The organism is Streptomyces sp. NBC_01235 (genome assembly GCF_035989285.1).
Lineage (GTDB): Bacteria > Actinomycetota > Actinomycetes > Streptomycetales > Streptomycetaceae > Streptomyces.
Genome location: NZ_CP108513.1, coordinates 3,715,783 through 3,740,862, shown reverse-complemented (window position 1 = coordinate 3,740,862; position 25,080 = coordinate 3,715,783). Strand labels below are relative to the sequence as shown.

The following is a 25,080-nucleotide window of genomic DNA, read 5'->3' as shown; positions in this document are numbered from 1 at the left end:
TCTTCCCGCGGTCGCCCGCACTCGAGCCGCGCCCGAGCCGTACACGACGAAGGCCGCACCCCCGGACGTGGGGTGCGGCCTTCGCCCGTATCTCAGGGAGCCCTCAGTGCGCCAGCGCCGCCCGGTGGACGGCTGACGCCAGCCGGTCGTTCTCCGGCGCCGCCCCGCCCGGGAAGGCGAACCGGCGCCGTGTGTAGCCGTAGGCGAGCCCGCTGCGCGGGTCCGCGAACGCCTGGCAGCCGCCCGCCCCGGCGTGCCCGAACGCCCCGGCGCCCAGGAACGGGTGCCAGGCGTCCGCGGTGGCCTGGAAGCCCAGCCCGAAGGACTTGTGCGTGCGCGCCACCACGTCGTAGCCCACCGAGTGCAGCTGCCCGCACTCCGCCGCCGTGTCCTCCTTCAGCAGCGGCGCCTTCCCGTCGACCTCGCTGATCGCCGCCGCGTACAGCCCGGCCAGCCCGCGCGCCGAGGCGACCCCGCCCACCGAGGCCGGCCCCTTGGCTCGGATCAGGGGGTCGTTCGGCAGGAGTTCCAGGTCGGTCGGCTCGGCGGCGTGGCGGTTGAAGGCGATGGCGGCGAGGGTGTGCGGCCCGCTGGGCAGGGAGTCCAGCAGTGCCCGCTGCTCGGCGGTCGGCGCCATCGGCTGCGCGGTGCGGAAGCGCGGCTCGTGCGCCGCGGGCAGCCCGAGGAAGAAGTCCAGCCCGTACGGGACGCGCACCCGTTCCTCGTACACCTCCTGGAGCGTACGGCCCGTGGCACGCCGCACGACCTCGCCCGTGAGCGCCCCGATGACCAGCCCGTGGTAGCCGAAGGCGGTGCCCGGACGCCAGAACGGGCGCTGGTCGGCAAGGCGTTCGGCGATCTGCCGGTCGTCGGCCAGCTCCTGCGGGGAGAACCCGCCGTCGGTGCCGATCACCCCGGCCCGGTGCGCGACCAGCTCGCGCAGGGTCAGCGCGCCCTTGCCCTCGGCGGCGAACTCCGGCCAGTAGTAGGTGACTTTGCGGTCCAGCTCCAGGGTGCCCTCCTGCACCAGGAGCGCGACCACCAGATGCGCGGCGCCCTTGGTCGACGAGTAGACGCCGTAGAGGGATTCGGGACCGGCGCCGTCCTCGGGCACCCACAGGTCGACGACCCGCCTGCCGTGCACATACGCGCACAACTGGCCTTCGTAGTCGGGCTGTTCCTCCGCCACGAATGCGGCGAACTCCTCCCGCACGGCCTCAAAACCGTCGGCGACGGTGCCGTGGATCTCCTTCGCCGTCCGATGCAACCGAGTCATCCGCTCTCCTCAACCGGCCCGCTGCTTGCCCGTGCCTGTGCCTGTTCCTGTGCCTGTGCCTGTGCCATGGTGATCAATGCCTGTGCGACCTGGGGGAACTCCCCCTTCGGGTGGTCCCGGAAGAGGGGCTCCGTGCCGAACAGGACAGCGTGCGGCCCGCTCACGACGGCAGGCTGCCCGGCCGCGGCGGCGGGCCCGCCCGAGCCGTCGGCCAGGGGCCGCCAGTGCCCGGAGACGAGCGGGTTCCCGGCGGCGTACGACTGCTCGACGCGCACACCGGGCCCGAGACCGGTGAACCAGACCGGCGCGTAGACGAACGAGTGGTCGGGGGCGCCGGCCGTGACCCGGCCGCCCGAGTTCACCACCCGCACCACGCCGTTGGCGTCCCCGTTGCCCGCGACGGCCGTCACGTCCAGCAGTCCGGCACCGGTGCCGACCGCGGCCCCGGCGGCACCCCGCCCGACCAGACCGTGACCGGCGAGGAAGGCGTCGAGGGCGGTGCGCGCGGACTCGTCGAGGGCGGCCCGGTCGAGCCCGGCCGACACGAACAGCACGTCCACCGACGACCAGTCGAAGCCCGCGTTCAGGACGGTCGTGGAGACCGGCGTGACGTCGAAGCCCATCTCCCGCAGCGCGAACAGCTCACCCGGGGTGACGGCGGCGGCGACCCGCACGGGGCGCAGGGCGGTGGTCGTGGCGCTGGGTTTCACGGAGGTGAAGGAGACGTCGTACGACCGTGCCGCCGCGACCGCCCGCCCGCGCGCCGACGCCGGGACGACGACACTTCCGTCCGCGGCCCGTCGTATCGAAACACCTTGCCTGAGAAGGGAGTTGAGGGCGGCGACCGCGTTCGGGTCGTCCAGTCGCAGTCGCAGGTCACCGCGCGGGGCGACCGTGCCGACGGGGGCGGCGGAGGAGACCGGGCGCAGGGCGAGCCCGGACAGGCCGCCGCCCGTCACCGGCACCACCTCCGCCCCCCACAGCCGCCCCAGACTCCAGCCCGAGATGTCGTACATCACCGACACCTTGTCGCTGATGTCCCGCCCGTCGGCGAGCAGCACGTTCGCCAGCCCCCGCTTGGGCTGGTGCATGTCGACGACGTACGAGCCCTTCGGATACGCCCGACCGCCGAGCCGGAAGGCGTGCGCGGCGCGGGTGACACGGACGTCGTTGGCGAGGAGATGGTCGACGAGACGGGCCGTGGCCGTGGCTCCGGGGGCGGACGTCGTCCCGGCCGGCAGGACGTAGGCGCGCGGGAAGGCCGTCGTGTAGACGTCCTCCGGCCCGATGCCCGGCACCCCGGGGACGGTCTCCGCCGACACCGGCACCTGCGCCGCACCCGCGGCCCCGCGCCGGAAGACCTCGATCTGGTCGGCGATCAGCGAGGCGCGCCGGGTCCGCACGAAGTCCAGGGTGGCGCCCAGGGCCGCCCCGGCGACGTGGACGTTGACGGCGGACCGGCGGCGCAACTCCGCGATCGGCAGGGTGTCATAGGCGGTGTTGTTGACGACCATCGGGATCTCCACCGTGTGCGCGGCGACCGTGCCGTGGAAGGCCGCGTACTGCGGGGTGAAGATCGGGGGCCAGTCGTCCCAGCCCTCCGCCTGGTCCCGGAAGGGGATCTGGGCGGGCTGCACGCCGTCCTTGGCGGGCGTGTAGCCGAGGCCGTTGACGGCGGACTCCATGCCGAGGGCGTTGGCGTAGGTGTTCTTCAGGAACAGGTCGTACTCGTAGTTCTCGCCGTGCGGCGGTGTGGTCGGCTCGATGAGGGTGCCGTTGACGTAGCCGTGCAGGTCCAGCATGACGGCCGGCTGCTTGTCGATCTCGATCCGCCGCATCGCGCGCGCCTCGGGCTGCGAGGCGGTGACGAAGTCCCGGTTGAGGTCGAAGCCGTTTGCGTTCGCGCGGGTTCCGGCGATCCGGCCGTCCGGGTTGGCGGTGATGTTGAAGTAGAGGCGGCTGTGCGCGAGGAGGTCCTTCGTCCTCGTGTCGTTCGCGGTGGCCAGCCGCTCGACCAGGGCGAGGGACGCGTCGGTGCCCTCCCACTCGTTGCCGTGGATGTTGTTGTTGAAGAACACCGGCGTCTTGTAACCGGCCTTGATCTCCGGGCTCCTGGCCGCCGTGGCGGGCGCGTTCTCGATCAGTTCGCGCATCCGTGCCTGGGCCCGCGCCTGACGGGCCGTCTCCGGGGCGGTGACGGTGACCAGGTAGAGGCGGTGCCCGCCCGCCGAACGGCCCGTCACCTCGACGCTCACCCGATCGCCGAGGGCCTGGAGGGCGTTGAGCTTCGGGGCGATGGCGTGGTACGGGGTGAGGCCGAGCTTGAGGGACTTGTCGGCGGGGTTCTCGGGATCGGGGGAGAGGATCTGTCTGCGGGGGTAGCCGCGGGTGGCGCCGGTCTGCTCCGCCGCAGGGGTGGCCGGTGCGGCCAGGGCGCGCAGGGCCGCGCTCCTTGGGGCTCCGGCGGCCGTGCGGTCGAGGGCGGAACCCTCGCGGGTGGCGGGTTTCGGATCGGCGCCTGCGGGGTGGGGGGTGAGCAGGAGTGAGCCCGTCGCGGTGAGGGCGAGGGCGGTGATCAGAACAGGTCGGGCAGGGTAGGTGCTCGTGGTGCGCACGTGTACCTCCTCTGGACTTGCCGAGATCGTTGCTTCCGGAGATCGGTACGGCGAGGTGTACCTGTTCGACTCAACCGCAACAAGAGGGCGTTGGTGTCACCGATACCTCGGATGGCCTAGGAGGGCCCGCAAGTCTCGTGGCCTGTCCGGCGTTTGAGGGCGAGGCGGGTCGAGGGCCCACGGCAGGGTCCGGGCGTGGCGGCCCCGGGGTAAAGTTCCGGCCATGCGCGATCTTGGGGTGGGGTTCAAGTACCTCCTGAAGGGCCAACGCTGGGTGGCCCGGCACGGCAGGCAGTACGGGTTCGGGCTCGTCCCCGGCCTGATCACGCTCGTCCTCTACGCGGCGGCGCTGGTGGCGCTCGCGGTGTGGGGCCAGGACTTCGTGGGATGGGCGACGCCGTTCGCCGACGACTGGTCCAGCCCCTGGCAGGGCCTCTTCCGCGGCTTCCTCACCGTCGTGCTGTTCGCCCTCGGCCTCCTCCTCTGCGTCCTCACCTTCACCGCCGTCACCCTCCTCGTCGGCCAGCCCTTCTACGAGAACCTCTCCGAGAAGGTCGACCGGGACGTCTCGCCCGACGGCACGGCCCCCGAGTCCGGGCTGCCGCTCTGGCGCGAACTGTGGGTCTCCGCCCGCGACAGCCTCCGCATCCTGCTCCGCGCGCTGCTGTGGGGTGTGCTGCTGTTCGCCCTCGGGTTCGTCCCGGTCGCCGGGCAGACGGTCGTCCCGGTGATCGGCTTCTTCGTCACCGGCTTCTTCCTCACCGAGGAACTCACCGCCGTCGCCCTCCAGCGCCGGAACGTCGACCTGCGCGCCCGTCTCACCCTGCTCCGCTCCCGCAAGACCCTGGTCTGGGGCTTCGGCACCTCCCTGGGCCTGGCCTTCCTGGTCCCCTTCGTCGCGGTGTTCCTGATGCCGGGCGCGGTCGCGGGCGCCACGCTGCTGGCCCGTGAGCTGCTGGGCGAGGAGACCTCCGAGGCCGACGGCGACGGCGACGACGACGTCGACGACGGGGCCGGCGTAGCCGAGGAGGAGAACGCCACGTCATGACCGAGATACTCGTCGTCGCCCTCATCACCGTGCTGGCCGTCGTCGCCCCCGGCGCAGACTTCGCGATGATCGTCCGCAACAGCTGTCTCTACGGCCGCCGTACGGGCTGTTCGCGGCCACCGGGGTCGCCGCGGGCGTCCTCGTCCACGTCACGTACACGATGCTCGGCGTGGGCCTGCTGATCGCGTCCTCGACCTTCCTCTTCACGATCATCAAGCTGGTCGGCGCGGCCTACCTCGTCCACATCGGCGTCCGCACCTTCCGCACCCGCGGCGAGGTCGAGATCGACCTGACCGGCAAGACCGAACTGACCCCGCTCGCCGCCCTGCGGACCGGTTTCCTCACCAACGTCCTCAACCCGAAGACGACCCTCTTCGTCGTCTCGACGTTCTCCCAGGTCGTCAGCCCCGGCACGGCGCTCTACCAGCAGGCCGGCTACGGGCTGTTCATGTCGCTGGCGCACCTGCTGTGGTTCGGCGTGGTCGCCGTCTTCTTCTCCCACGACCGCATGCGCACGCTGATGCTGCGGGGCCAGAAGGTCCTCGACAAGGTCATCGGCTCGGTCCTGGCGGGCCTGGGCGTCAGCCTCGCGCTCGCTCCGTCGCACTGACCGCCACCGTCAGGATCGTCCGCACCTGGGCGACGATGTCCAGCCGGTTGCGCACGAACTCCGGATCGGTCACGGTCCCGGTCGCCGGATCGGTGTTGCCGGCCGCGAACTGCAGCACCGGCGTGTGCACATGCCCGCCCGGCAGCCGGTCGTGCAGCCCCAGCCGGTCGCGCAGCAGGGTGGCCCGGTAGGCGATCTCGTTGGAGAGGTAGTTCCCGCCGCCCCCGGCCCGCGCGGTCGACCCCGCCGTCGGTCCGTCCGGCCGGACGACGGGGTCGGTGGTTCCCGCCGGGATCTCGGTGACGCTCGTGTTGTCGTAGACCGGGAACCGGCCGGTGTCCGCGGCCACGATCGCGGCGTACGGCAGGGTCGTGGTCGTCCACTGCGGCTGCGAGGCGGGGTCGGCGACCGGGATCGTCTCCGTCCGGCCGATGCTCTCGTTGTCGGGGAAGCCGCCGCGCCAGGCCCCGTTGGTGCGCTCCACGTCGAAGCGGCCGACGCGGCCCTGGCTGACGGTCGTGAACAGGTCGACCTGCGGCAGATGCGGCCGCAGGGCGCGCTCCACGGTGCTGTCCGCGAAGTCCTGCCAGCGCACCGGGAACACGGCGGTCTCCACCCGTGCGGGCCCGTCCGCGGTCCGGATCACCGTGCCGTCGAGGGCGAGAGCGGCAGCCCCCGAGGGGTTGGAGATGCGGATGTCCCGGTCCAGGGTGAACGGGTCGAAGCCGGTGACCAGCACGCGCTTGGGCCCTTTGGTGTGCCGCGGGTAGCGGATGTCGCTCTGGCCGCGCGAGGTCTGCTCCAACCGGTCGAGCAACGAAGTGCGTTGGGCCGCCGTCAGCCCGAACTCCGGCTCCCAGGTGCGTACTTCCCGCGTCATCCCGAGCCGCGCCCAGTACAGCGGCCGGTCGTCGTCCCGGCTGAGGTCTCCGCCGGCCGGCCCCCGCCCCTGCACCCGGTCGACGGCCCGCCGCCACAGCGCCGATCCCTGGCGTGCGACGACCCGGCGGGCCTCGGCGTAGGAGTGCGCGGCGCCGAGCGCATGGGTGAACCCGGGTGCCACGGCGTCGAATCCGGAGCGCTCGAGGATCTCCCGGGGCGCGGCCTGGTCCAGCCGCTGTTCCTCCACCGTGGGCGAGGGGGCGGTCTCGGCCGCCGCCGGGACCGTGGGGGCCGCGAGGCCCGCCAGCAGGGTCAGTCCGAGGATGCCGATCCGAACGCGTTGGGAACTCAAGGGAGTTCAGGTCCTTCCGTCGCCGTGGGGGAGCGTGGAGTGTCGTGCCGAACGGCGGCAGTATCGCGTGACGGAAGTGGTCCACGCCATGGCGTGTGGCCGGTGCGTGGCCCGCGCGGGGGCTCAGGCGGGCAGCATCAGCACGGCGAGCAGAAGCGCCGGAACCACCTGGAAGACCGCGGCTCCGCGCAGCCGGGCGAGCCACAGCACGACGCCGATGGCCACCACCAGCCCGCAGGCCGTGCCCAGTTCGGCCAGTGGCGGCTCGGCCGGCTCGTCGTCGTAATCCGCCGCCCATCCGGTCATGCCGGCCGCCAGCCATCCGTAACCCACGACCAGGGCGTTGACGGGCAGCAGGGCGATGGCCGTGATGACGTTTCTCCCCTTCACAGGCTCATCCTCGCCCCAAGGCCGGGGCGGGCGCCTGAGTACGCGTACCCAGGCCCACCGCTGCCCGGTGTCAGTCCAGCTCCTCGCCCAGCAGCCGCAGGAAGTCCCGGAACGCGCCCGGCATGTCCACCGCCTCCGGGTCCAGCAGCCACTGGTACTGCAGGCCGTCCATCACCGCGATGAGGAGGGGGGCCGTCCGCTCGGGCGTCAGCCCGTTCGGCAGTCGCTCCCCGTACTCGGCGCGCAGCACCGCCGTCATGTTCTCCCGCCCCTGCCGGTACCGCTCGGTGAAGTACTCCCGCGCCGGATGTCCCTCCGTGACGCTCTCGCCGAGCAGTGCCGAGAAGGTCTGGATGATGCCGGGCCGCATCGCGTTGTACTCGACCAGCGAGACCAGCAGGTCCATCCGCCACTGGGTGTCCGGCACCGCGTCCCACTGGTCGCGTTCCTGGAGCACCGCCACCAGCAGCGCGTCCTTGGTCGGGAAGTGGTGCAGCAGCCCCTGCTGGGTCAGCCCGACCCGCTCGGCCACCGCCGCCAGGCTCGCTCCCCGGTAACCGCGCTCGGCGATCACTTCCAGGGCCGCCCGGATGATCTCGGCCCGCCGCTCCGCGCTCCTCGTCGTTCTGGCGCTCATGCCGTCACGGTACGGCATCCCGCCCCGATGTATAACGACGGAATAACGAAACCTACCGCTCTACAGGTGACTCGTGCACGATGAAGGCACGCAAGGACACGGACAACTGCGCTCAACGAGGAGGCACGCCATGGCGGGAACCGGGCCGGAAACCGAAGCGGCCGTCGAGGCGGCCCTCGGCACGCTCGACCTGGACGCCAAGACCCGGCTGCTGGCCGGCCAGGACATGTGGTCGCTGCCCGCCCTGCCGGAGATCGGCCTGAAGTCCCTCGTCATGTCCGACGGCCCCATAGGCGTCCGGGGGGTGCGCTGGACCGCCGACGACCCGTCCGTCGCCCTGCCCTCCCCGACCGCCCTCGCCGCCACCTGGGACCCGGCGCTCGCCCGCCGCGCCGGCACCCTCCTCGCCCAGGAGGCCCGCCGCAAGGGCGTCCACGTCCTGCTCGCCCCCACGGTCAACCTGCACCGCTCCCCGCTCGGCGGCCGGCACTTCGAGGCCTACAGCGAGGACCCGTACCTGACGGGCCGCATCGGAACCGGTTACATAACGGGCGTGCAGGAGGGCGGCGTCGGCACCACCGTCAAGCACTTCGTCGCCAACGACGCCGAGACCGACCGCTTCACCGTGAACAACCTGGTCGGCGAACGCGCCCTGCGCGAGCTGTACCTCGCCCCCTTCGAGGCCATCGTCGAGAACGCCCGCCCCTGGGGCATCATGACCGCCTACAACACGGTCAACGGCACGACGATGACCGAGCACCACCACCTCGTGAACGAGGTCCTGCGCGAGGAATGGGGCTTCGACGGCTTCAACGTCTCCGACTGGATGGCCGCCCGCGACACCGTCGGCGCGCTGAAGGGTGGCCTCGACGTCGCCATGCCGGGCCCGCGGACCGTCTACGGCCCGGCCCTCGCCCAGGCCGTACGCGACGGCGACGTCGAGGAGTCCGAGGTCGACGAGGCCGTACGCCGCGTCCTGCGGCTGGCCGCCCGCGTCGGCGCCCTCGCGGACGTCGAACCGGCCGTCACCGAGCCGCCCGCCCCGGTCGACGGCGAGGCCCTGGCCCGCGAACTGGCCCGCCGCTCCTTCGTCCTGGTCCGCAACGAGAACGAGGCGCTCCCGCTCAGGCCCGGCACCGTCGCCCTCGTCGGCGCGGCCGCCCGCGACGCCCGGGTCCTCGGCGGCGGCTCCGCCACCGTCTTCCCGGCCCGCACAATCTCCCCGCTCGACGGCCTCACCGCCGCCCTCCCCGAAGGCACCCTCACCTACGCCGTCGGCGCCGACCCCACCACGGAACTCGCGGTCGCCGACAAGGGCTTCGAGCTGCGGGCCGTCTGCCGGGACGCGGACGGAAACGTCCTGGGAACCGGTTCCGCGCCCCATGGCCAGATCCAGTGGATGGGCTCGGACCTCCCCGAGGGAGTCACCCACGACCGCCTCCACACCGTCGAGCTGACCGGCGCCTTCACCCCGCGCGAGACCGGCCCGCACACCTTCGGCGTCAAGGGCACCGGCGCGTTCCGGCTCACCGTCGCCGGGACGACGTACTACGACGACGTCCAGCTGCCCGCCGACGACAGCGACCCCTTCGAGGCGTTCTTCGGCTCCCCGGTGCCCCGCGCCGAGGCCCAGCTGACCGCCGGCGAACCCGTCGAGGTCTCCCTCACCCACGTCTTCGCCCTCCCCGAGGACATCCCCTTCACGGTCGTCGCCTTTGCGCTCGCCCACCAGGGGCCACAGCGGGACGCCGACGAGCTGATCGCCGAGGCCGTCGAGGCCGCCCGCGCCGCCGACACGGCCGTCGTCGTGGTCGCCACCACCGACCGCGTCGAGTCCGAGGGCTTCGACCGGGCGGACCTCCGCCTCCCCGGCCGGCAGGACGACCTCGTCCGCGCCGTCGCCGCCGCCAACCCGAACACCGTCGTGGTCGTCAACGCCGGCTCCCCGGTGGAGCTGCCCTGGCGCGGGGACGTCGCGGCCGTCCTGCTCACCTGGTTCCCCGGCCAGGAGGGCGGTGCGGCGCTGGCGGACGTCCTGACCGGCGCCCACGAACCCGGCGGTCGGCTCCCCACCACCTGGGGCTCCCTCACCGACGCCCCCGTCACCCAGGTCACCCCGGTCGTCGGCGAACTCCCGTACACCGAGAGCGTCTTCATCGGCTACCGCGCCTGGGAGAAGGAGAACCGCACCCCGGCCTACCCCTTCGGCCACGGTCTCGGCTACACCGACTGGACGTACGAGTCGGTCGACATCGCGGGCTCCACGGTCAAGGTGCGCGTCCGCAACAACGGGGAGCGGCCCGGCCGGGAGGTCGTGCAGGTCTATCTCGCGCCCACCGGGACGGCCCCGGCGCCCGACCGCCCGCACCGCTGGCTGGCCGGCTTCGCCACCGTGGAGGCGGACCCGGGGGAGAGCACCGAGGTCACCGTGGACATCCGCGACCGCGCCTTCGAGGTGTGGGACGAGGCGGACCACCGGTGGTCCTTTGTGAAGGGTTCGTACGAGATCCAGGTGGGCCGCTCGATCGCGGACCGCAGGATCACCGCGACGATTAACGTGTGATCAGGCGCCCGACGCCCCACGAACAGCCCCGGTCCGGGACCTGACCCCTGGACCGGGGCAACGTCCTTACCGGGCCCCGCGCGCGGATCCCTCTTCGCTCTCCGGCTCCCTATCGGACCGAGAAGCCGTACACCGTCTCCGACCGGTACACGTGCCCCGGCCGCAGCACCGTGCTCGGGAACTCCGGCCGGTTCGGCGAGTCGGGGAAGTGCTGGGTCTCCAGCGCGACGCCCTCGCAGGGCACGAACGGCTCGCCCAGGTGGTCCGCGGTGTACACCTGGAGCCCCGGCTCGGTCGTCGACACCGTCAGCACCCGCCCGGTCGCCGGATCGTGCAGCTCGGCCACCTCCTCGGGCGTGTCGGTGCGGCCCTTGTCGAGCACGAAGTTGTGGTCGTAGCCGTACCCGGTCTTGCGGGCCTCGCGGAAGTCGTAGGGGGTGCCCGCGACCTCCGCGAACTCCCCGGTCGGGATGAGGTCGGCGTCGACCGGCGTGTACCGGGCGGCGGCCAGCCGCAGTTCGTGGCCGGTGGCGTCCCCGCTGCCCGGGCCGCCGAGGTTGAAGTAGCTGTGGTTGGTCAGGTTCACCACCGTCGGCGCGTCCGTGACCGCCTCGTACACGAACCGCAGCGCACCCGACGCGTCGAGCGTGTACGTCGCCGAGACCTCCAGACGGCCGGGGAAACCCTCCTCGCCGTGCGCGCTGACCCGGCTCAGCCGCAGCCCGTGCTCCACCGGCCGCACGTCCCACACCCGCTTGTCGAAGCCGCGTCCGCCGCCGTGCAGGGAGTTGGGCGCGTTGTTGGGCTCCAACGCGTACGTCACCCCGTCCAGCGGGAAGCGGGCGTGCGCGATCCGGTTGGCGTACCGCCCGACCAGCGCGCCGAGGTAGGGCTCGGGGTGCGCGAGATAACCGTCCAGGTCCGCGAAGCCCAGCACCACGTTCGCCGGCCGGCCGTCCCGGTCCGGCACGTCCACGGACTGCACGATCCCGCCGTACGACAGGACCCGCGCCCGCGTGCCCGCCCGCTCCAGGGTCCAGCGGTGCACCGGGGTGCCGTCGGAAAGTGTTCCGAAGTGTTCGCTCATGAGCGAAACCCTAAGTCACGAGACCTTCGTCCCCCCGGCACGAAGCCTTCGCGGTCACTTCGCGGTCACTTTGCTGTAGGCGATCTCCGCGAGCCGCGCCTGCCCGTCCTTGCTCGGGTGGAACCAGTCCCAGTGGCTCAACTGATCGGTGCCGAACCGGAAGTCGTAGACGGCGCCGCCGTCGAACCGGCACCGCACGTCCTTCGCGCAGACCTCCTCCAGCACCGAGTTGTAGTCCTCCACCCGCTTCTGCACGGTCTCCCGCCGCAGGGTCGCCGCCGAGTCCAGCGCGTCCGCGTCGCCCAGCATCGACGGGCATATGCCCAGCTTCCACACCTGCTTGCCCAGCGCGTTCGTCCGCCCCTGCGACCACAGCCGCTTCAGGTTCGGCACGCTCGCCACGTACACCTGAGTCTTCGGCAGCGCGCGGCGCAGCGTGCTCATCGCGTCCTCGAACTGCGCACGGAAGTCGGCCACCGACGTCATCGCCGCCGTCGAGTCCCGGCAGGCGTCGTTCGCGCCCGCCATCACGGTCACCAACTGCGGCCGGTCTGCCGCCGCCTGTGCCATCTGGGCCGGCAGGTCCGCCATCCGCGCCCCGGTCGACGCGTGGTTCCAGCTGTGCGTGGCCGCCTTCGCCGCGCCCAGCAGCCGCACGGCGAGACTGTTCACCTCGGTGCTGCTGCCGGTCGCCCAGGACACCTCGGGGCAGTCCGCGAGGACCGTACACGCGTCGAAGCCGCGCGTGACGGAGTCGCCCACCGCCGAGACCGAGTCCGGGCTGGAGTCCCACACCGGGGTCGGCGAAGGAGACGGCTTCGCCTGCCGCCCCTGCGTGCCCGAGGCCGCCGGGCCGTCTCCGCCCCCCGCCGCGTCACACCCGGCCAGGCCCAACACGGCCGCCGTCGTGCCCGCGAGCACGGCCCGCGCGTGCCGGTTTCGCTTCCGCATCCGCTGGTGTTCCCCTCGCTCCTCGAACAACGCCCCCCTATGACAACGCGCGGGAGTTCCCGGCGAATCACACCCACAAGATGGAACGCATCCAGCCCGCACAGGCGTCCTGCCGAGTGAATGGCGGAGGTTTCGGGGCACTGGGACCGACGGTACGTCACACTCCTTGCGCCGCCGCAGGGTAGCCTCGCCATCAACGCGGCTGCCCGCCACCGCCGCCATGCCAGCCTGCAAGACTGTCCCGCTCTGCCCGGAGGTCCCGGTGACGACACGTGGAGTTCTGTACGTGCACTCCGCGCCGCGCGCGCTGTGCCCGCACGTCGAGTGGGCTGTGGCCGGGGTGCTCGGCACGCGCGTCAGCCTCGACTGGATCCGGCAGCCCGCCGCGCCCGGCACCTGGCGCTCGGAGTTCTCCTGGAAGGGCGAGGCCGGCACGGCGTCCAAGCTGGCGTCGGCGCTGAGAGGCTGGCACCTGCTGCGCTTCGAGGTCACCGCCGAGCCCTGCGCCACCGCCGAGGGCGAGCGCTACAGCTGCACCCCCGACCTCGGCATCTTCCACGCCGTCACCGGCATCCACGGCGACATCCTGATCCCGGAGGACCGGCTGCGCGCGGCCCTCCTGCGCAGCCGACGCGGCGAGACGGACCTGGAGTCCGAACTCTCCAAGCTCCTGGGCAAGCCGTGGGACGACGAACTGGAGCCGTTCCGCTACGCGGGTGAGGGAGCTCCGGTGCGCTGGCTGCACCAGGTGGTCTGAGTTTCCGGACACGCGAAGGGCCCCCACCGGCCGGTGGGGGCCCTTCGGTCATGTACAAGCGGTTCTCAGACTGTGCGGAACGCCAGGACCACGTTGTGCCCGCCGAACCCGAACGAGTCGTTCAGGGCGGCGATACGGCCCTCGACGGGCAGCTTGCGCGCCTCGCCCCGCACGATGTCCGCGTTCGCCTCGGCGTCGGGGTCGAGGTTCTCGACGTTGATGGTCGGCGGAGCGACCCGGTGGTACAGCGCGAGCACCGTCGCGACGGACTCGACACCGCCCGCGCCGCCCAGCAGGTGACCGGTCATCGACTTGGTCGCGGACACCGCCATGTGGTCGGCGTCGTCGCCGAACACCTTGCGCAGCGCCTTCAGTTCGGCCACGTCACCGGCCGGCGTCGAGGTGGCGTGCGCGTTGACGTGCACGATCTCCGCCGGGTCCAGGTCGGTGTTGTCCAGCAGGTTCTGCAGCGCGTGCGAGATGCCGCGGCCCTCGGGCTCGGGCTGCACGATGTCGTGGGCGTCGGAGGAGATGCCCTGGCCGACCGCCTCGGCGTACACCCGCGCCCCGCGCTTGGCGGCGTGCTCGGCGGACTCCAGGACGATGACACCGGCGCCCTCGCCCATGACGAAGCCGTCACGCGCGACGTCGTAGGGACGCGAGGCGCCCTGCGGGTCGTCGTTGTTCTTGGACATCGCCATCATGTTGCCGAACGCGGCGATGGGCAGCGGGTGGATCGCCGCCTCCGTGCCGCCGGCGACGACGACGTCGGCACGGCCCGTACGGATCATCTCGATGCCGTAGCCGATGGCCTCCGCGCCCGACGCGCACGCCGAGACCGGCGTGTGCACGCCCGCGCGGGCGCCCACGAGCAGACCCACGTTGGCGGAGGGGCTGTTCGGCATCAGCATGGGCACGGTGTGCGGGGAGACGCGGCGGACGCCCTTCTCCTTCAGCACGTCGTACTGGTCGAGGAGGGTGGTCACGCCGCCGATGCCGGAGGCGATGACCGTGCCGAGCCGGTCGGGGTCGACCTTGCCGTCGCTGCCCGCCTCGCCGGCCTTGCCGGAGAAACCGGCGTCCTTCCAGGCTTCCTGGGCCGCGATCAGCGCGAACTGCGCCGAACGGTCCAGCTTTCGGGCCTGCGGCCGCGGGATCACCTCAAGAGGCTCCACCGCGACCGGGGCCGCGATACGGACGGCCTGCTCGGCCGCCCAGTCCTGCTCCAGGGCCTTGACACCGGACTTGCCGGCGACGAGACCCTCCCAGGTAGAGGCTGCGTCGCCACCCAGCGGTGTGGTTGCGCCGATACCGGTGACGACCACGGTGTGATTGGTCGGGCTCACGGATTCTTTCTCCAACGTTGCGAGGATTCAGCGGCGCCACCGCCGGGTGGCGGGGCAGTCAGCCCAGGGATCGGCTGATCAGGCCTGGTGCTTGAGGATGTAGTTCGTCGCGTCACCGACGGTCTTGAGGTTCTTGACGTCCTCGTCCGGGATCTTGACGTCGAAGCGCTCTTCGGCGGCGACGACGACCTCGACCATGGACAGCGAGTCGACGTCCAGGTCGTCGGTGAAGGACTTGTCCAGCTGGACGTCCTCAACCGGGATGCCGGCGATCTCGTTCACGATGTCGGCGAGACCGGCGACGATCTCTTCCTGAGTGGCGGCCATGTGGGCGCTCCTTCGTAGATATCCAGAGGGTGTGGCAGTGGTGCTTCCCGCACCGGACCAGGTGATCCGGCACGGAGTGCCTAGGGGAGGGTAACGACAGTGGCGGCGTAGACGAGACCCGCCCCGAATCCGATGACGAGCGCGGTGTCGCCGCTCTTTGCCTCGCCGGTCGCCAGAAGCCGCTCCATCGCGAGCGGGATCGAGGCGGCCGAGGTGTTGCCGGTGGTGCGCACGTCACGGGCGACCGTGACGGACTCCGGCAGCTTGAGAGTCTTCACCATCGAGTCGATGATCCGCTCGTTGGCCTGGTGCGGGATGAAGACGTCCAGTTCGTCGGCGGTGATGCCGGCGGCGTCCAGAGCCTCCTTGGCGACCTTCGCCATCTCGAACACCGCCCAGCGGAAGACCGCCTGGCCCTCCTGCGTGATCGCGGGGAACTTCGCGACCTCGCCGTCGCGGTAGTCCGTCCACGGCACGGTCTGCTTGATCGTGTCCGACTTGTCGCCCTCGGAGCCCCAGACCGTCGGGCCGATCGCCGGCTCGGTGGACGGGCCGACCACGACCGCGCCCGCGCCGTCGCCGAACAGGAAGGCCGTCGCGCGGTCCTCCAGGTCGGTCAGGTCGGACAGCCGCTCGACGCCGATGACGAGCACGTACTCGGCGGACCCCTCCACGACCATGCCCTTGGCGAGGGTCAGGCCGTAGCCGAAGCCGGCGCAGCCGGCCGAGATGTCGAAGGCGGCGGCCTTGTTCGTGCCCAGCTTGTCGGCGATCTCGGTCGCGACGGCCGGGGTCTGCTTGAAGTGCGAGACGGTCGAGACGACCACGGCGCCGACCTGCTCGGCGGTGATCCCGGCGTCGGCGATCGCCTTGCCGGACGCCTCGACCGACATGGCGGCGACGGTCTCCTCGTCGTTCGCCCAGTGCCGGGTCTCGATGCCGGAGCGCGAGCGGATCCATTCGTCGGAGGAGTCGATCGTCTCCAGGATGACCTCGTTGGGGACGATCCGGGTGGGCCGGTAGCCTCCGACGCCGAGGATGCGCGCGTACGGGGCGCCCTTGCTGGGCTTGATCTTCGCCATCAGGGCTCCTTAGGCGACGCCGTGCTCGGCGATGAGCGCACGAGCGGCGTCGAGGTCGTCGGGGGTCTTCAGCGCCAGCGTCTTCACACCGGGCAGGGCGCGCTTGGCGAGGCCGACCAGCGTGCCGCCGGGGGAGACCTCGACGATCGCGGTCACGCCGAGTTGCTTGAACGTCTCCATGCACAGGTCCCAGCGGACCGGGTTGGCGACCTGGCCGACCAGACGGTCCAGGACCTCGGCGCCGGTGGCGACCGCCTGCCCGTCCTTGTTGGAGACGTAACGGACCTTCGGGTCGGCCGGCGTGAGATCCGCGGCGGCCTTGGCGAGGGTCTCCACGGCGGGTGCCATGTGGTGCGTGTGGAAGGCGCCGGCGACCTTCAGCGGGACGACCTTGCGGACGCCTTCGGGCTTGTCCTCGTTCAGCGCGGCGAGCTGCTCCAGCGTGCCCGCCGCGACGATCTGGCCCGCGCCGTTGATGTTCGCCGGGGTCAGCCCCAGCTTCTCCAGATGCGCGACGGACACGTCGGGGTCTCCGCCGAGCAGCGCCGACATACCGGTCTCGGTGATCGCGGCGGCGTCGGCCATGGCCAGACCCCGCTTGCGGACGAGGGCCAGCGCGGCGGTGTCGTCGAGGACGCCGGCGAACGTGGCGGCGGTGAACTCGCCGACGCTGTGGCCCGCGACGGCGCCCGGCGACCCGGCCGCGGCAAATGTCTCAGTACCCAGTGCCGCCGCGGAAACGATTCCGGCCGCCACGAGCAGCGGCTGAGCGATCGCGGTGTCACGGATCTCGTCCGCGTCGGCGTTCGTGCCGTAGTGCACCAGGTCGAGGTCGGCGGCCGCGGACAGCGCTGCGAGGCGGTCGGCGACACCGGGGAGGTCGAGCCAGGGGGTCAGGAAGCCGGGCGTCTGGGCGCCCTGGCCGGGAGCGACGAGTACGAGCACTCTCACACTCTCTCTTGGGGACGGCCAAAGCCGCCCGTGGGGACAGGGACGAAGAACGGCAGGGGGTTTTGTTGAGTACCGACAAAGCCCTAGGTCTGGGGATCACCATCGACCAGACGCCCCAGGATCAGTGCGATCCGGAGCGTGAAGGCGGAGCGTACATCCGAAGGCGACCAACCGGTGACGTCAGTCACACGTCGAAGCCGGTAGCGCACGGTGTTCGGGTGAACGAAGAGCATCCGTGCGGCCCCTTCGAGGCTGGACGCCTGTTCGAGGTAGACGGAGAGCGTCTCCAGGAGTGCGGACCCGGCCTCCTCCAGCGGTCTGTAGATCTCCTCCACCAACTGATCACGCGCCCCGGGATCTCCGGCGATCGCGCGCTCGGGGAGCAGATCGTCCGCCAGTACCGGCCGGGGTGCGTCCTGCCAGGCGGAACAGGCCTTGAGCCCGGCGGCGGCGGCCTGCGCGGACCGGGTCGCGGCAAGCAGGTCCGGCACGACGGGCCCGGCGACGACGGGCCCGGCGGCATACGGCCCGATCAGCGACTTGGCGACGGCGAGCGGATTGTCGCTCCCGCCCGCGATCACGACGAGCCGGGAGCCGAGCACCCCGGTGAGCACCTGGAGCTTGGCGTGCCGCGCGGCCCGCCGGATGGCCTCCACGGTCAGCTCGGAGTCCCCGTCGGGCGCGGTCCCGAGGATCACACACACATGTTCGGGCGAGTTCCAGCCGAGCGCGGCGGCCCGGCTCACGGCCCCCTCGTCGGCCTCACCGCTCAGCACGGCGTTCACGACGAGCGACTCGAGCCGGGCGTCCCAGGCACCGCGTGCCTCGGCGGCCTGGGCGTAGACCTGGGCGGTGGCGAAGGCGATCTCCCGGGCGTACACGAGAAGCGCCTCGCGCAGCACGTTCTCGTCACCGGGGGCCGCGACCTCGTCGATCGCGGACTCCATGACCTCGATGGTGGTCCGCACCATCTCGACGGTCTGCCGCAGGGTGATGGCCCGCGTCAGCTCGCGCGGCGCCGTGCCGAACACATCGGTGGAGATGGCCTGCGGAGCGTCCGGACGCCGGAACCACTCGGTGAAGGCGGCGATACCCGCCTGGGCGACCAGCCCGATCCAGGAACGGTTCTCCGGGGGCATCGCCCGGTACCACGGCAGCGTCTCGTCCATCCGCGCGATGGCCTGGGCGGCGAGACTTCCGGAGGACTTCTCCAGCCGTTTCAGCGTCGCGGGATGGGAGTGGACGGCGCGCGCCGTGGCATCGGGGCGACTCGTTTCTGGTTCAGGCACGTGGACAAGACTGCCTTATCGGGACGGGGCCGTGTGCCGCCGGGTCGCAGGTAGGACGTGTTGCGCTCGTCGTACGGTCGTCGCCCGGTCGCCGTACGGTCGTCAAGGCGCCCGTGCGGCGACCGGCGCCCGGGCGGCGGCGGGTCTACCGTGGTCGCGTGATGGACGTACGGCGCGCCGACGAGCGCTACCCGGGCGGGGACCAGGCCGCCGGCATCGAGTCGTGGCACGCCTTCTCCTTCGGCCCCCACTACGACCCCGACAACCTCCGCTTCGGCTCGCTGATCGCCTGCAACGAGGAGCGCCTCGCCCCCGGTGCCGGCTTCGACGAGCACCCCCACAGCCACACCGAGATCGTCACGTGGGTGGTCGAGGGTGAGCTGACCCACCGCGACTCCGCCGGCCACGAGACGCGGGTCCGCCCCGGAGACGTACAGCGGCTCAGCTCGGCGGCCGGCGTCCGGCACGTGGAACGCAACGACGGCTCGACGCCCCTGACCTTCGTCCAGATGTGGCTGGCGCCCCTGGACCCCGGCGGCGACCCGTCGTACGAGATCGTCCACGGCATCGCGGACTCGACCCCCTACGCGGTCCCGGAGGCGGGCGCGATGCTCCACGTACGGCGTCTGGCGGCGGGCGAGCGGACGGCCGTACCGGACGCGCCGCAGGTGTACGCCCACGTCGTACGCGGCGAAGTCCGGCTGGACGGCCTGGAGTTGGGGCCGGGCGACGCGGCACGCATCACGGACGCCAAGGATCTGGAGGCGGTGGGCGTGACGGGGGCGGAGCTGCTGCTGTGGGAGATGACCTAGTGCCGGCACCGTTTGCCCGTGAAGGAGCGGCGTCCGGTGCGTGCTCTGGGGGTCCCCCCGGCCGAAGGCCTTCGTACTGGACGTACGTGGGTCTTCGGCCGGTGCGCCGAGTGGGGGCATGGGGGCACCTCCCACGCCCTTGAGGCAGTGGGGGAGCGTGCCGGGCGTCGCGACGGGGCGAACGTCGCCTGTCACGGCACTAGAGCTCGGCGAGCACCGCGTCCGTGAACACCGGCCACGCCTCGAGGGCCCACGGCCCGAACGCGCGGTCCGTCAGGGCGACGCCGGCGACGCCCGCGTCGGGGTCGACCCACAGGAACGTGCCGGACTGGCCGAAGTGCCCGAAGGTGCGCGGGGACGACGAACCGCCCGTCCAGTGCGGGGACTTGGAGTCGCGGATCTCGAAGCCGAGACCCCAGTCGTTGGGGTTCTGGTGCCCGTAGCCCGGCAGGACGCCCTTCGTGCCCGGGTACTGCACGGTCATGGCGGCGGCCACCGTCCGCGGATCCAGCAGCCGGGGCGCCTGCACCTCGGCCGCGAACCGCAGCAGGTCCGTCACGGTCGACACCCCGTCCTTGGCCGGAGAGCCCCCGCCCTCCAGGGAGGTGTCGGTCATCCCCAGCGGCTCCAGCACCGCCTGCCGCAGATACTCCGCGAACGGGATGTCCGTCGCCTTCGCCAGGTGGTCGCCGAGCTGCTCGAACCCGGCGTTGGAGTACAGCCGCCGCTCCCCGGGGGGCGCGGTCACCCGGTGCTCGTCGAAGGCCAGCCCGGACGTGTGCGCGAGGAGATGACGGACCGTGGACCCGGGCGGCCCGGCGGGCTCGTCCAGCTCGATCGCCCCCTCCTCGTAGGCCACGAGGGCGGCGTACGCGGCGAGCGGCTTGGTGACCGAGGCCAGCGGGAAGCGCCGGCCGACGGGGCCGTGGGTCCCCAGGACCGTACCGTCGGCCCGTACGACACCCGCCGAGGCGGAGGGAACCGGCCAGTTCTCGATCAGCGCGAGGCTCTTGAGCGACATGTCGTCGAGCCTATGCGGCTCAGAGCAGCAGCTCCATCAAGGGGGCCGGCTTGGGCTTGAAGCCGAGGGACGCGTAGAGCGGCGCCGCGTCGGCGGACGCGGTGAGCTGGATCTGCGCTGCACCCCGCGCGCGGAACCACTCCAGCAGCGCGTCCATGCACGCGCGCGCGTACCCGCGACGGCGGGCGTCCGGGTCGGTGGCGACGCTGAAGACGTAACCGATGATCCCGTGCGGGTTGCCGGCCCGCCCGATCCGGTACTCGACCGTCCCGACGACCAGCGCGGCCAGCGTCCCCGCGCGCTCCGGGTGCTCCACGACGAACGCCGCGAAGTCCCCGTCGGGCTGGGCCAGCCGCTCCCGCAGCGTGGGCAGCGACTCGCCGTGCCAGTCGGTGGACCCGTCGACGGGGCTGTGCTCTCTGGGGGGAACACCCCCCGGACCCCCCATCGCGTCGATCATCACCTGACGCAGCCGCAGCACTTCGGCGGCGTCCTCGGGCAGGGCACGGCGTACGAGGCTCATGCCCCGCACGTTAACCAGTGTGATCAAGCCGCGTCCCCCGGTTTTCTTACCGTTTCCGCTTGCTTTGAGCGCACTCCAAGGCCATAGCGTGGAGGCCATGACGGTGTTGCAGACCACGCCCGTGACCATCGAGCAAACCCCGAGCCCCGCAGACGTCTGCTCCGCGCCACCACCGCGGCACCCCCGCCCCGACGGGCAGGACAGCTACACGATCAGCGAGGTCGTCGCCTTCACCGGCCTCACGGCCCACACCCTGCGCTGGTACGAGCGGATCGGGCTGATGTCCCACATCGACCGCTCGCACACCGGCCAGCGCCGCTACAGCAACCGCGACCTGGACTGGCTCGACCTCGTCGGCAAGCTGCGGCTGACCGGCATGCCGGTCGCCGACATGGTGCGGTACGCCGAGCTGGTGCGCGAGGGCGAGAAGACGTTCGGCGAGCGGTACGAGCTCCTCCAGGCGACCCGGCGTGACGTGCGGGCCCGGATCGCCGAACTCCAGGACACGCTCGCCGTGCTCGACCGCAAGATCATGTTCTATGGGAACGCCACCCGCGACCACGCCCACGAAGCACAGACCCGCCAAGCACAGATCAACCAAGCACAGACGCACGAATCGGAAAGGACCGCCCGATGACCGACAGCAGGATCCCGACGGCACGACTCGGCGAGGACGGCCCCGAGGTCGGTGTCCAGGGCCTCGGCTGCATGGGCATGAGCTTCGCCTACGGCCCCGCGGACGCCAAGGAGTCCCGGGCCACCCTGGAACGCGCCCTGGAACTCGGCGTCACGCTCTACGACACGGCGGACGCGTACGGCGCGGGGGAGAACGAGAAGTTCCTCTCCCCGTTCTTCAAGGCGCACCGCGACGAGGTCGTGATCGCCACGAAGTTCGCCCTGGCGATCCACCCCGACGACCCGACCCGGCGGATCATCCGCAACGACGCCCCCTACCTCCGCAGTTGCGTCGAGGCGAGCCTGAAGCGGCTGGACGTCGACGTCATCGACCTCTACTACATGCACCGGCGCGATGTGGACGTGCCGATCGAGGACACCGTCGGCGTGATGGCCGAACTGGTGCGCGAGGGCAAGGTCAAGCAGCTGGGCCTGAGCGAGGTGACGGCCGCCGAACTGCGCGCGGCGCAGGGCGTCCACCCCATCGCCGCCGTGCAGTCGGAGTGGTCGCTGTTCAGCCGGGACATCGAGGCGCAGGTGATACCCGCGGCCCGTGAGCTGGGCGTGACCCTGGTCCCGTACTCCCCGCTCGGCCGGGGTTTCCTCACCGGCTCCTTCACCGACGCCGACCAGGACCTCACCGCCGACGACTTCCGCCGTCAGCAGCCCCGCTTCACCGGCGAGAACGCCGCCGCGAACGTGACTCTCCTGGACCCGATCCGCACGGTCGCCAAGGCCCACGACGCGACTGCGGCCCAGATCGCCCTGGCCTGGGTCCAGCAGCAGTCCCAGATCCACGACCTCACGGTGATCCCGATCCCGGGCACCCGCAAGCCGGGCCGGGTGGAGGAGAACGCGGCGGCGACGGCCATCAGGCTGACGGAGGAGCAACTCGCCCTGCTGGAGCCGATAGCGGCGAAGGTCGCGGGCGAGCGCTACGCGGACATGAGGTTCACTTCTGCCGGGCGGGAGTGATCACAGCTCCGACAGCAGCTCCGCCTTCTTCACGGAGAACTCCTCGTCGGTGACCAGTCCGGCCCGGTGCAGTTCTCCGAGGTGGCGGATACGTTCGGCGATGTCGGCGGGATCGCGACGTGGGCTCGAGGCCGTGACTGCGGCAACGGGCCCACGGGTGCGGACCGCCGCGAGAACGGCCGCCGCGAACGGCAGTGACTCGTGCACCGGTCCGTACCCCAGCCCGAAGACGACCGTCGCCGGATCCTGGTCGGCCTGCACCGGTGTGGTCTCCCCGCTCAGCAGCCGCAGATGTCCCTCGAACACCTCCGGCGACCGCCACTCCACCCCGCTCAGCTCGGACACGGCGAAGCTCTGGTCGCCCGCCTTCCACTTCGCCGACGACGCCCCCGTCCAGAACCAGCGGAAGCGCACGGTACGCCCGTCGAACGAGGCCTTCCCGTCGTACGCCTTGAACGACAGCGGCGCCTCGGGAGCGTCCACCAGGAAACGGTCCGCCGGTTCGGAGCCGGTCAGCCGGGACCGCAGCTCGTCGGCGTAGTACTCGGCGAGCGTCTCCCGTTCGGCGGGCAGCACCAGCCGATACGGGTCGCACCCTTCCTTGAGCTGCCCCGCCGCCGCCTCCATCAACGGATCGGCTCCCGGCCGCGGTTCAGCGTGCAGTACGACCGTCCCCCGCTTGCCGGGGGCCAGCGTCACCCGGCCGATGGCCGCCAGCGGAATCCGGCGTTCTCCCAGCGCCGACAGCAGCTTGGGCGTGCGCAGCCCCCGTTCGTAGCGGATGAGGACGGAGTCGGACTCGAACTCCCAGGCGGCATGAAATCCGGCCAGTACGTCACCCATGCGGCTCATCGTATGCGGGACACCCATTCTTCGTCCCCTCCCCGCGCGCACCGCAATTCCTGCGTCTCTACGCGCGTCCGGCCTTTGTCGTGTCGGACAAACCCGTCGTGCAGGCATCGTCGTCGTGGGCGCACTCCACCGAGTGGTACGAGCCAGTGCCGATCTCGGCGAAGTTGCGCAGGCTGTCGGTTCCCGGTTCGAAGTAGCCGCCGTGGCCCTTGGCCTCCCGTGCCGACAGCACCCGCGCGCCGAACGCCTCCGCCATCGGGTCCTCCCCGTGCCCGAGGCCGCCGACCTCCAGGTGCGGTACGTCCTGGATCCAGTCGTCGGCGTCCCGCATCGCCCACACCCGGGCGTCGGTGTCCAACTGGGCCGCCTTCTCCACCCGCATCCCGGGGCTGCCGGCCACCGCTATGTCGGCCACCCGGCCCGGCATCGAGTGCGCGGCGACCCCGCACACCACGGAGCCGTAGCTGTGGCAGAACATCGAGACGGGCGCGCTGCCCGGCAGGGCGTTCAGCAGGGCGGTCAGCCGGACGGCGCCGTGCTCGGCGCGCATCGCGGTGGCCGAGTCGATGCCGAGGCCGTCGGGGGAGGTGTAGTCGGCCCAGGCGATCACGGCCGTGCGCGTCGACGGACTCGCCTCGCGCTCGGCCGCGTAGAGGGCCTGGGCCATGCCGACGGGCGCCGAGTATCTGCGGTTGGTGCGCTGGAAGGTCAGCAGGCCGGTGTCGACGCCGGGGACGACGACGGAGATCCGCTCGGCCTTGTCGAGGCTGCCGAACACCTCGGCGACCCGGCCGGAGCCTTCGGGATCGAAGGCGAGGATCTGCCGGTCGGCGGTGCTCATCGCCTCGTAGCGGTGCATGCGCCGGCCGGCCAACTGCTGCCCGGAGGGCGTGAGTCGGCTGTCGTGCATGCGGATGCGCTCGATCCGGATCTGCTGGAGCAGGGCGACGCGGTTGGCGCGGTAGCGCAGTTCGGCGGGGGCGCCGTTCATGTTGCCGACCGCGAGCGGGTAGTCCTGCGCGAGCGCGGTGCGCTGCGGGGCGCTCAGCGAGGCGAAGAAGTGGGCGAGCCGGCCGGGGGCGGAGTCGGGGTCCGGCAGCCGGTGGCCCGCGAGCCGGCCGTGTTCCCACGCGGTGCGCGAGGCCTGCACGGCGGTGCTCTCCCGCTGCTGGCGGTTCGCGGTCCAGCCGGTGGTCGCCAGCATCACGAACACCACGGCCAGGGCGGCCAGTGCGCGCCAGACGCTGAGCTGTGGGGAGGTGTCGAAGGAAGTCACTGAAAGGACACACTAGGAGAACGGGAGGGTCTCGGGTGACTCAAGTGACGGGGATCACGTTTCACTGGGCGTGGGAATGGTCATAAAGCCCTTCAGGCCTTCGTTCGTTCTTCGAGGCCCCGTTCCTCAGGCCTCCGTCCCTCAGGCCTCGCGCCAGTTCCCCAGGAGTGCGGGGCCCACGCCGTCGAGGTACAGGGACGTCAGCGCGCGCATCCCCTCCAGGCTGAAGTCGTCGCCGGTGGTCCACTGCCGTTCCGTCACCCGCATCACCCCGCTGAACACGGCCACCGCCAGCCTCGGCCGGGGATCCGCGTCCACGTCGAGCCCCTCGCGCTCGGCGATCACCCGTGACAGGGTCTCCTCGACCTCCACCGAGCGCCGCAGATGCGCGGCGAGCAGCACCGGCGTCGACTCGATCACCCGGTACAGCCGCAGGTACGTCGTGACCGGTACGACGGACTCGACGACGTCGTTGATCGCGTACCAGCCGTCCACGACGGCCTGGCGCAGCGCCTCCAGCGGCGCCTCGTGCGGCGGGCGTTCGCGCACCGCCTCCACGAACCGCGCCACCGTCATCTCCACCAGGGCCAGTGCGGCCTCCTCCTTGCCGGAGAAGTAGCGGAAGAAGGTGCGCTGCGAGACGTCGACGGCCTCGGCGATCTCGTCGACGGTCGTCTCCTCGTAGCCCTGCGAGGTGAACAGCTCCACCGCGACCCGCAGCAGCGCGTCCCGGGTGCGCTGTTTCTTGCGTTCGCGCAGAGTTTCCATAGGTGTCAGTTACCG

At 71.7% G+C, this 25,080-nt stretch carries 23 protein-coding genes and 1 pseudogene; 7 read left to right on the top strand and 17 right to left on the bottom strand.

What is annotated here, in order from left to right; translation table 11 throughout:
* Positions 1–103: 103 nt before the first annotated feature.
* Both OG289_RS16395 and OG289_RS16390 read right to left on the bottom strand, forming a co-directional pair.
* The gene (locus tag OG289_RS16395; RefSeq protein WP_327314758.1) at positions 104–1,276 is read right to left on the bottom strand and encodes a serine hydrolase domain-containing protein; all 1,173 of its coding nucleotides are present in this window, start codon (positions 1,274–1,276) and stop codon (positions 104–106) included.
* Positions 1,273–3,891 (bottom strand): M14 family zinc carboxypeptidase, encoded by a 2,619-nt coding sequence (locus tag OG289_RS16390; RefSeq protein WP_327314757.1) that lies wholly within the window; start codon positions 3,889–3,891, stop codon positions 1,273–1,275. Before OG289_RS16390 ends, OG289_RS16395 begins: the two co-directional genes overlap by 4 nt.
* Before the next feature lie 223 nt (positions 3,892–4,114).
* On the opposite strand from OG289_RS16390, the gene OG289_RS16385 reads away from it, so the two are divergent.
* Both OG289_RS16385 and OG289_RS16380 read left to right on the top strand, forming a co-directional pair.
* A complete protein-coding gene (locus OG289_RS16385) occupies positions 4,115–4,939 on the top strand; it encodes an EI24 domain-containing protein (RefSeq protein WP_327314756.1) in 825 nt (274 codons plus the stop codon).
* Positions 4,936–5,549, top strand: a pseudogene (locus OG289_RS16380) (LysE family transporter). Before OG289_RS16385 ends, OG289_RS16380 begins: the two are co-directional and overlap by 4 nt.
* Here OG289_RS16380 and OG289_RS16375 read toward each other — a convergent pair.
* The 3 genes from OG289_RS16375 to OG289_RS16365 form a co-directional block, all read right to left on the bottom strand.
* Complete coding sequence (locus OG289_RS16375) at positions 5,521–6,783, bottom strand: pyroglutamyl-peptidase I family protein (RefSeq protein ID WP_327314755.1); 1,263 nt, start codon at positions 6,781–6,783, stop codon at positions 5,521–5,523. The pseudogene OG289_RS16380 and the gene OG289_RS16375 overlap by 29 nt on opposite strands.
* A gap of 123 nt (positions 6,784–6,906) precedes the next feature.
* A complete protein-coding gene (locus tag OG289_RS16370) occupies positions 6,907–7,173 on the bottom strand; it encodes a DUF6234 family protein (RefSeq protein ID WP_327314754.1) in 267 nt (88 codons plus the stop codon).
* A gap of 70 nt (positions 7,174–7,243) precedes the next feature.
* Positions 7,244–7,828 carry a TetR/AcrR family transcriptional regulator gene (locus OG289_RS16365; protein ID WP_327314753.1) on the bottom strand — a complete coding sequence of 195 codons (585 nt, stop codon included), beginning with the start codon at positions 7,826–7,828 and terminating at the stop codon, positions 7,244–7,246.
* 112 nt (positions 7,829–7,940) lie between these two features.
* Here OG289_RS16365 and OG289_RS16360 point away from each other — a divergent pair, with 112 nt between their 5' ends.
* Positions 7,941–10,373: a beta-glucosidase family protein gene (locus OG289_RS16360; protein WP_327314752.1), complete on the top strand. Its 2,433-nt coding sequence runs from the start codon at positions 7,941–7,943 to the stop codon at positions 10,371–10,373.
* A gap of 109 nt (positions 10,374–10,482) precedes the next feature.
* On the opposite strand, the gene OG289_RS16355 is transcribed toward OG289_RS16360, so the two are convergent.
* Together OG289_RS16355 and OG289_RS16350 are read right to left on the bottom strand one after the other, a co-directional pair.
* Positions 10,483–11,460, bottom strand: coding sequence for an aldose epimerase family protein (locus OG289_RS16355; RefSeq protein WP_327314751.1), 978 nt, complete (start codon positions 11,458–11,460; stop codon positions 10,483–10,485).
* A 54-nt stretch (positions 11,461–11,514) separates the two neighbouring features.
* Positions 11,515–12,411 (bottom strand): SGNH/GDSL hydrolase family protein, encoded by an 897-nt coding sequence (locus OG289_RS16350; RefSeq protein ID WP_327314750.1) that lies wholly within the window; start codon positions 12,409–12,411, stop codon positions 11,515–11,517.
* Between the two features lie 262 nt (positions 12,412–12,673).
* Between OG289_RS16350 and OG289_RS16345 the strand changes: the two genes are divergently transcribed.
* Positions 12,674–13,168 carry a DUF3145 domain-containing protein gene (locus OG289_RS16345; protein WP_327314749.1) on the top strand — a complete coding sequence of 165 codons (495 nt, stop codon included), beginning with the start codon at positions 12,674–12,676 and terminating at the stop codon, positions 13,166–13,168.
* A gap of 65 nt (positions 13,169–13,233) precedes the next feature.
* Here OG289_RS16345 and OG289_RS16340 read toward each other — a convergent pair whose 3' ends face one another.
* The 5 genes from OG289_RS16340 to fasR form a co-directional block, all read right to left on the bottom strand.
* Positions 13,234–14,514: a beta-ketoacyl-[acyl-carrier-protein] synthase family protein gene (locus OG289_RS16340; RefSeq protein ID WP_327314748.1), complete on the bottom strand. Its 1,281-nt coding sequence runs from the start codon at positions 14,512–14,514 to the stop codon at positions 13,234–13,236.
* A gap of 78 nt (positions 14,515–14,592) precedes the next feature.
* Positions 14,593–14,841 (bottom strand): acyl carrier protein, encoded by a 249-nt coding sequence (locus OG289_RS16335; protein ID WP_030931809.1) that lies wholly within the window; start codon positions 14,839–14,841, stop codon positions 14,593–14,595.
* A gap of 80 nt (positions 14,842–14,921) precedes the next feature.
* A complete protein-coding gene (locus OG289_RS16330) occupies positions 14,922–15,923 on the bottom strand; it encodes a ketoacyl-ACP synthase III (protein WP_327314747.1) in 1,002 nt (333 codons plus the stop codon).
* A gap of 9 nt (positions 15,924–15,932) precedes the next feature.
* Positions 15,933–16,868, bottom strand: coding sequence for an ACP S-malonyltransferase (locus OG289_RS16325; RefSeq protein WP_327314746.1), 936 nt, complete (start codon positions 16,866–16,868; stop codon positions 15,933–15,935).
* A gap of 89 nt (positions 16,869–16,957) precedes the next feature.
* Positions 16,958–18,163, bottom strand: coding sequence for a fatty acid biosynthesis transcriptional regulator FasR (gene fasR, locus OG289_RS16320; RefSeq protein ID WP_327314745.1), 1,206 nt, complete (start codon positions 18,161–18,163; stop codon positions 16,958–16,960).
* 161 nt (positions 18,164–18,324) lie between these two features.
* On the opposite strand from fasR, the gene OG289_RS16315 reads away from it, so the two are divergent.
* Positions 18,325–18,975 carry a pirin family protein gene (locus OG289_RS16315; RefSeq protein ID WP_327320700.1) on the top strand — a complete coding sequence of 217 codons (651 nt, stop codon included), beginning with the start codon at positions 18,325–18,327 and terminating at the stop codon, positions 18,973–18,975.
* A gap of 199 nt (positions 18,976–19,174) precedes the next feature.
* Here the strand turns inward: OG289_RS16315 and OG289_RS16310 are convergent, their stop codons facing one another.
* Both OG289_RS16310 and OG289_RS16305 read right to left on the bottom strand, forming a co-directional pair.
* A complete protein-coding gene (locus OG289_RS16310) occupies positions 19,175–19,996 on the bottom strand; it encodes a serine hydrolase domain-containing protein (protein ID WP_327314744.1) in 822 nt (273 codons plus the stop codon).
* A 19-nt stretch (positions 19,997–20,015) separates the two neighbouring features.
* Positions 20,016–20,519, bottom strand: coding sequence for a GNAT family N-acetyltransferase (locus OG289_RS16305; RefSeq protein ID WP_327314743.1), 504 nt, complete (start codon positions 20,517–20,519; stop codon positions 20,016–20,018).
* Positions 20,520–20,616: 97 nt separating this feature from the next.
* On the opposite strand from OG289_RS16305, the gene OG289_RS16300 reads away from it, so the two are divergent.
* Entirely contained in the window at positions 20,617–21,156 is a 540-nt protein-coding gene (locus OG289_RS16300; protein WP_327314742.1) for a MerR family transcriptional regulator, read from the top strand.
* Complete coding sequence (locus OG289_RS16295; protein ID WP_327314741.1) at positions 21,153–22,169, top strand: aldo/keto reductase; 1,017 nt, start codon at positions 21,153–21,155, stop codon at positions 22,167–22,169. Before OG289_RS16300 ends, OG289_RS16295 begins: the two co-directional genes overlap by 4 nt.
* Here the strand turns inward: OG289_RS16295 and OG289_RS16290 are convergent, their stop codons facing one another.
* The 3 genes from OG289_RS16290 to OG289_RS16280 form a co-directional block, all read right to left on the bottom strand.
* On the bottom strand, positions 22,170–23,021 hold the full coding sequence (locus tag OG289_RS16290) for a DUF4429 domain-containing protein (protein WP_327320699.1): 852 nt from the start codon (positions 23,019–23,021) through the stop codon (positions 22,170–22,172).
* A 58-nt stretch (positions 23,022–23,079) separates the two neighbouring features.
* Positions 23,080–24,297, bottom strand: a complete 1,218-nt coding sequence (locus OG289_RS16285) for an alpha/beta hydrolase (protein ID WP_327314740.1) — start codon at positions 24,295–24,297, stop codon at positions 23,080–23,082.
* Positions 24,298–24,438: 141 nt separating this feature from the next.
* The gene (locus OG289_RS16280; RefSeq protein ID WP_327314739.1) at positions 24,439–25,065 is read right to left on the bottom strand and encodes a TetR family transcriptional regulator; all 627 of its coding nucleotides are present in this window, start codon (positions 25,063–25,065) and stop codon (positions 24,439–24,441) included.
* Positions 25,066–25,080: the final 15 nt, after the last annotated feature.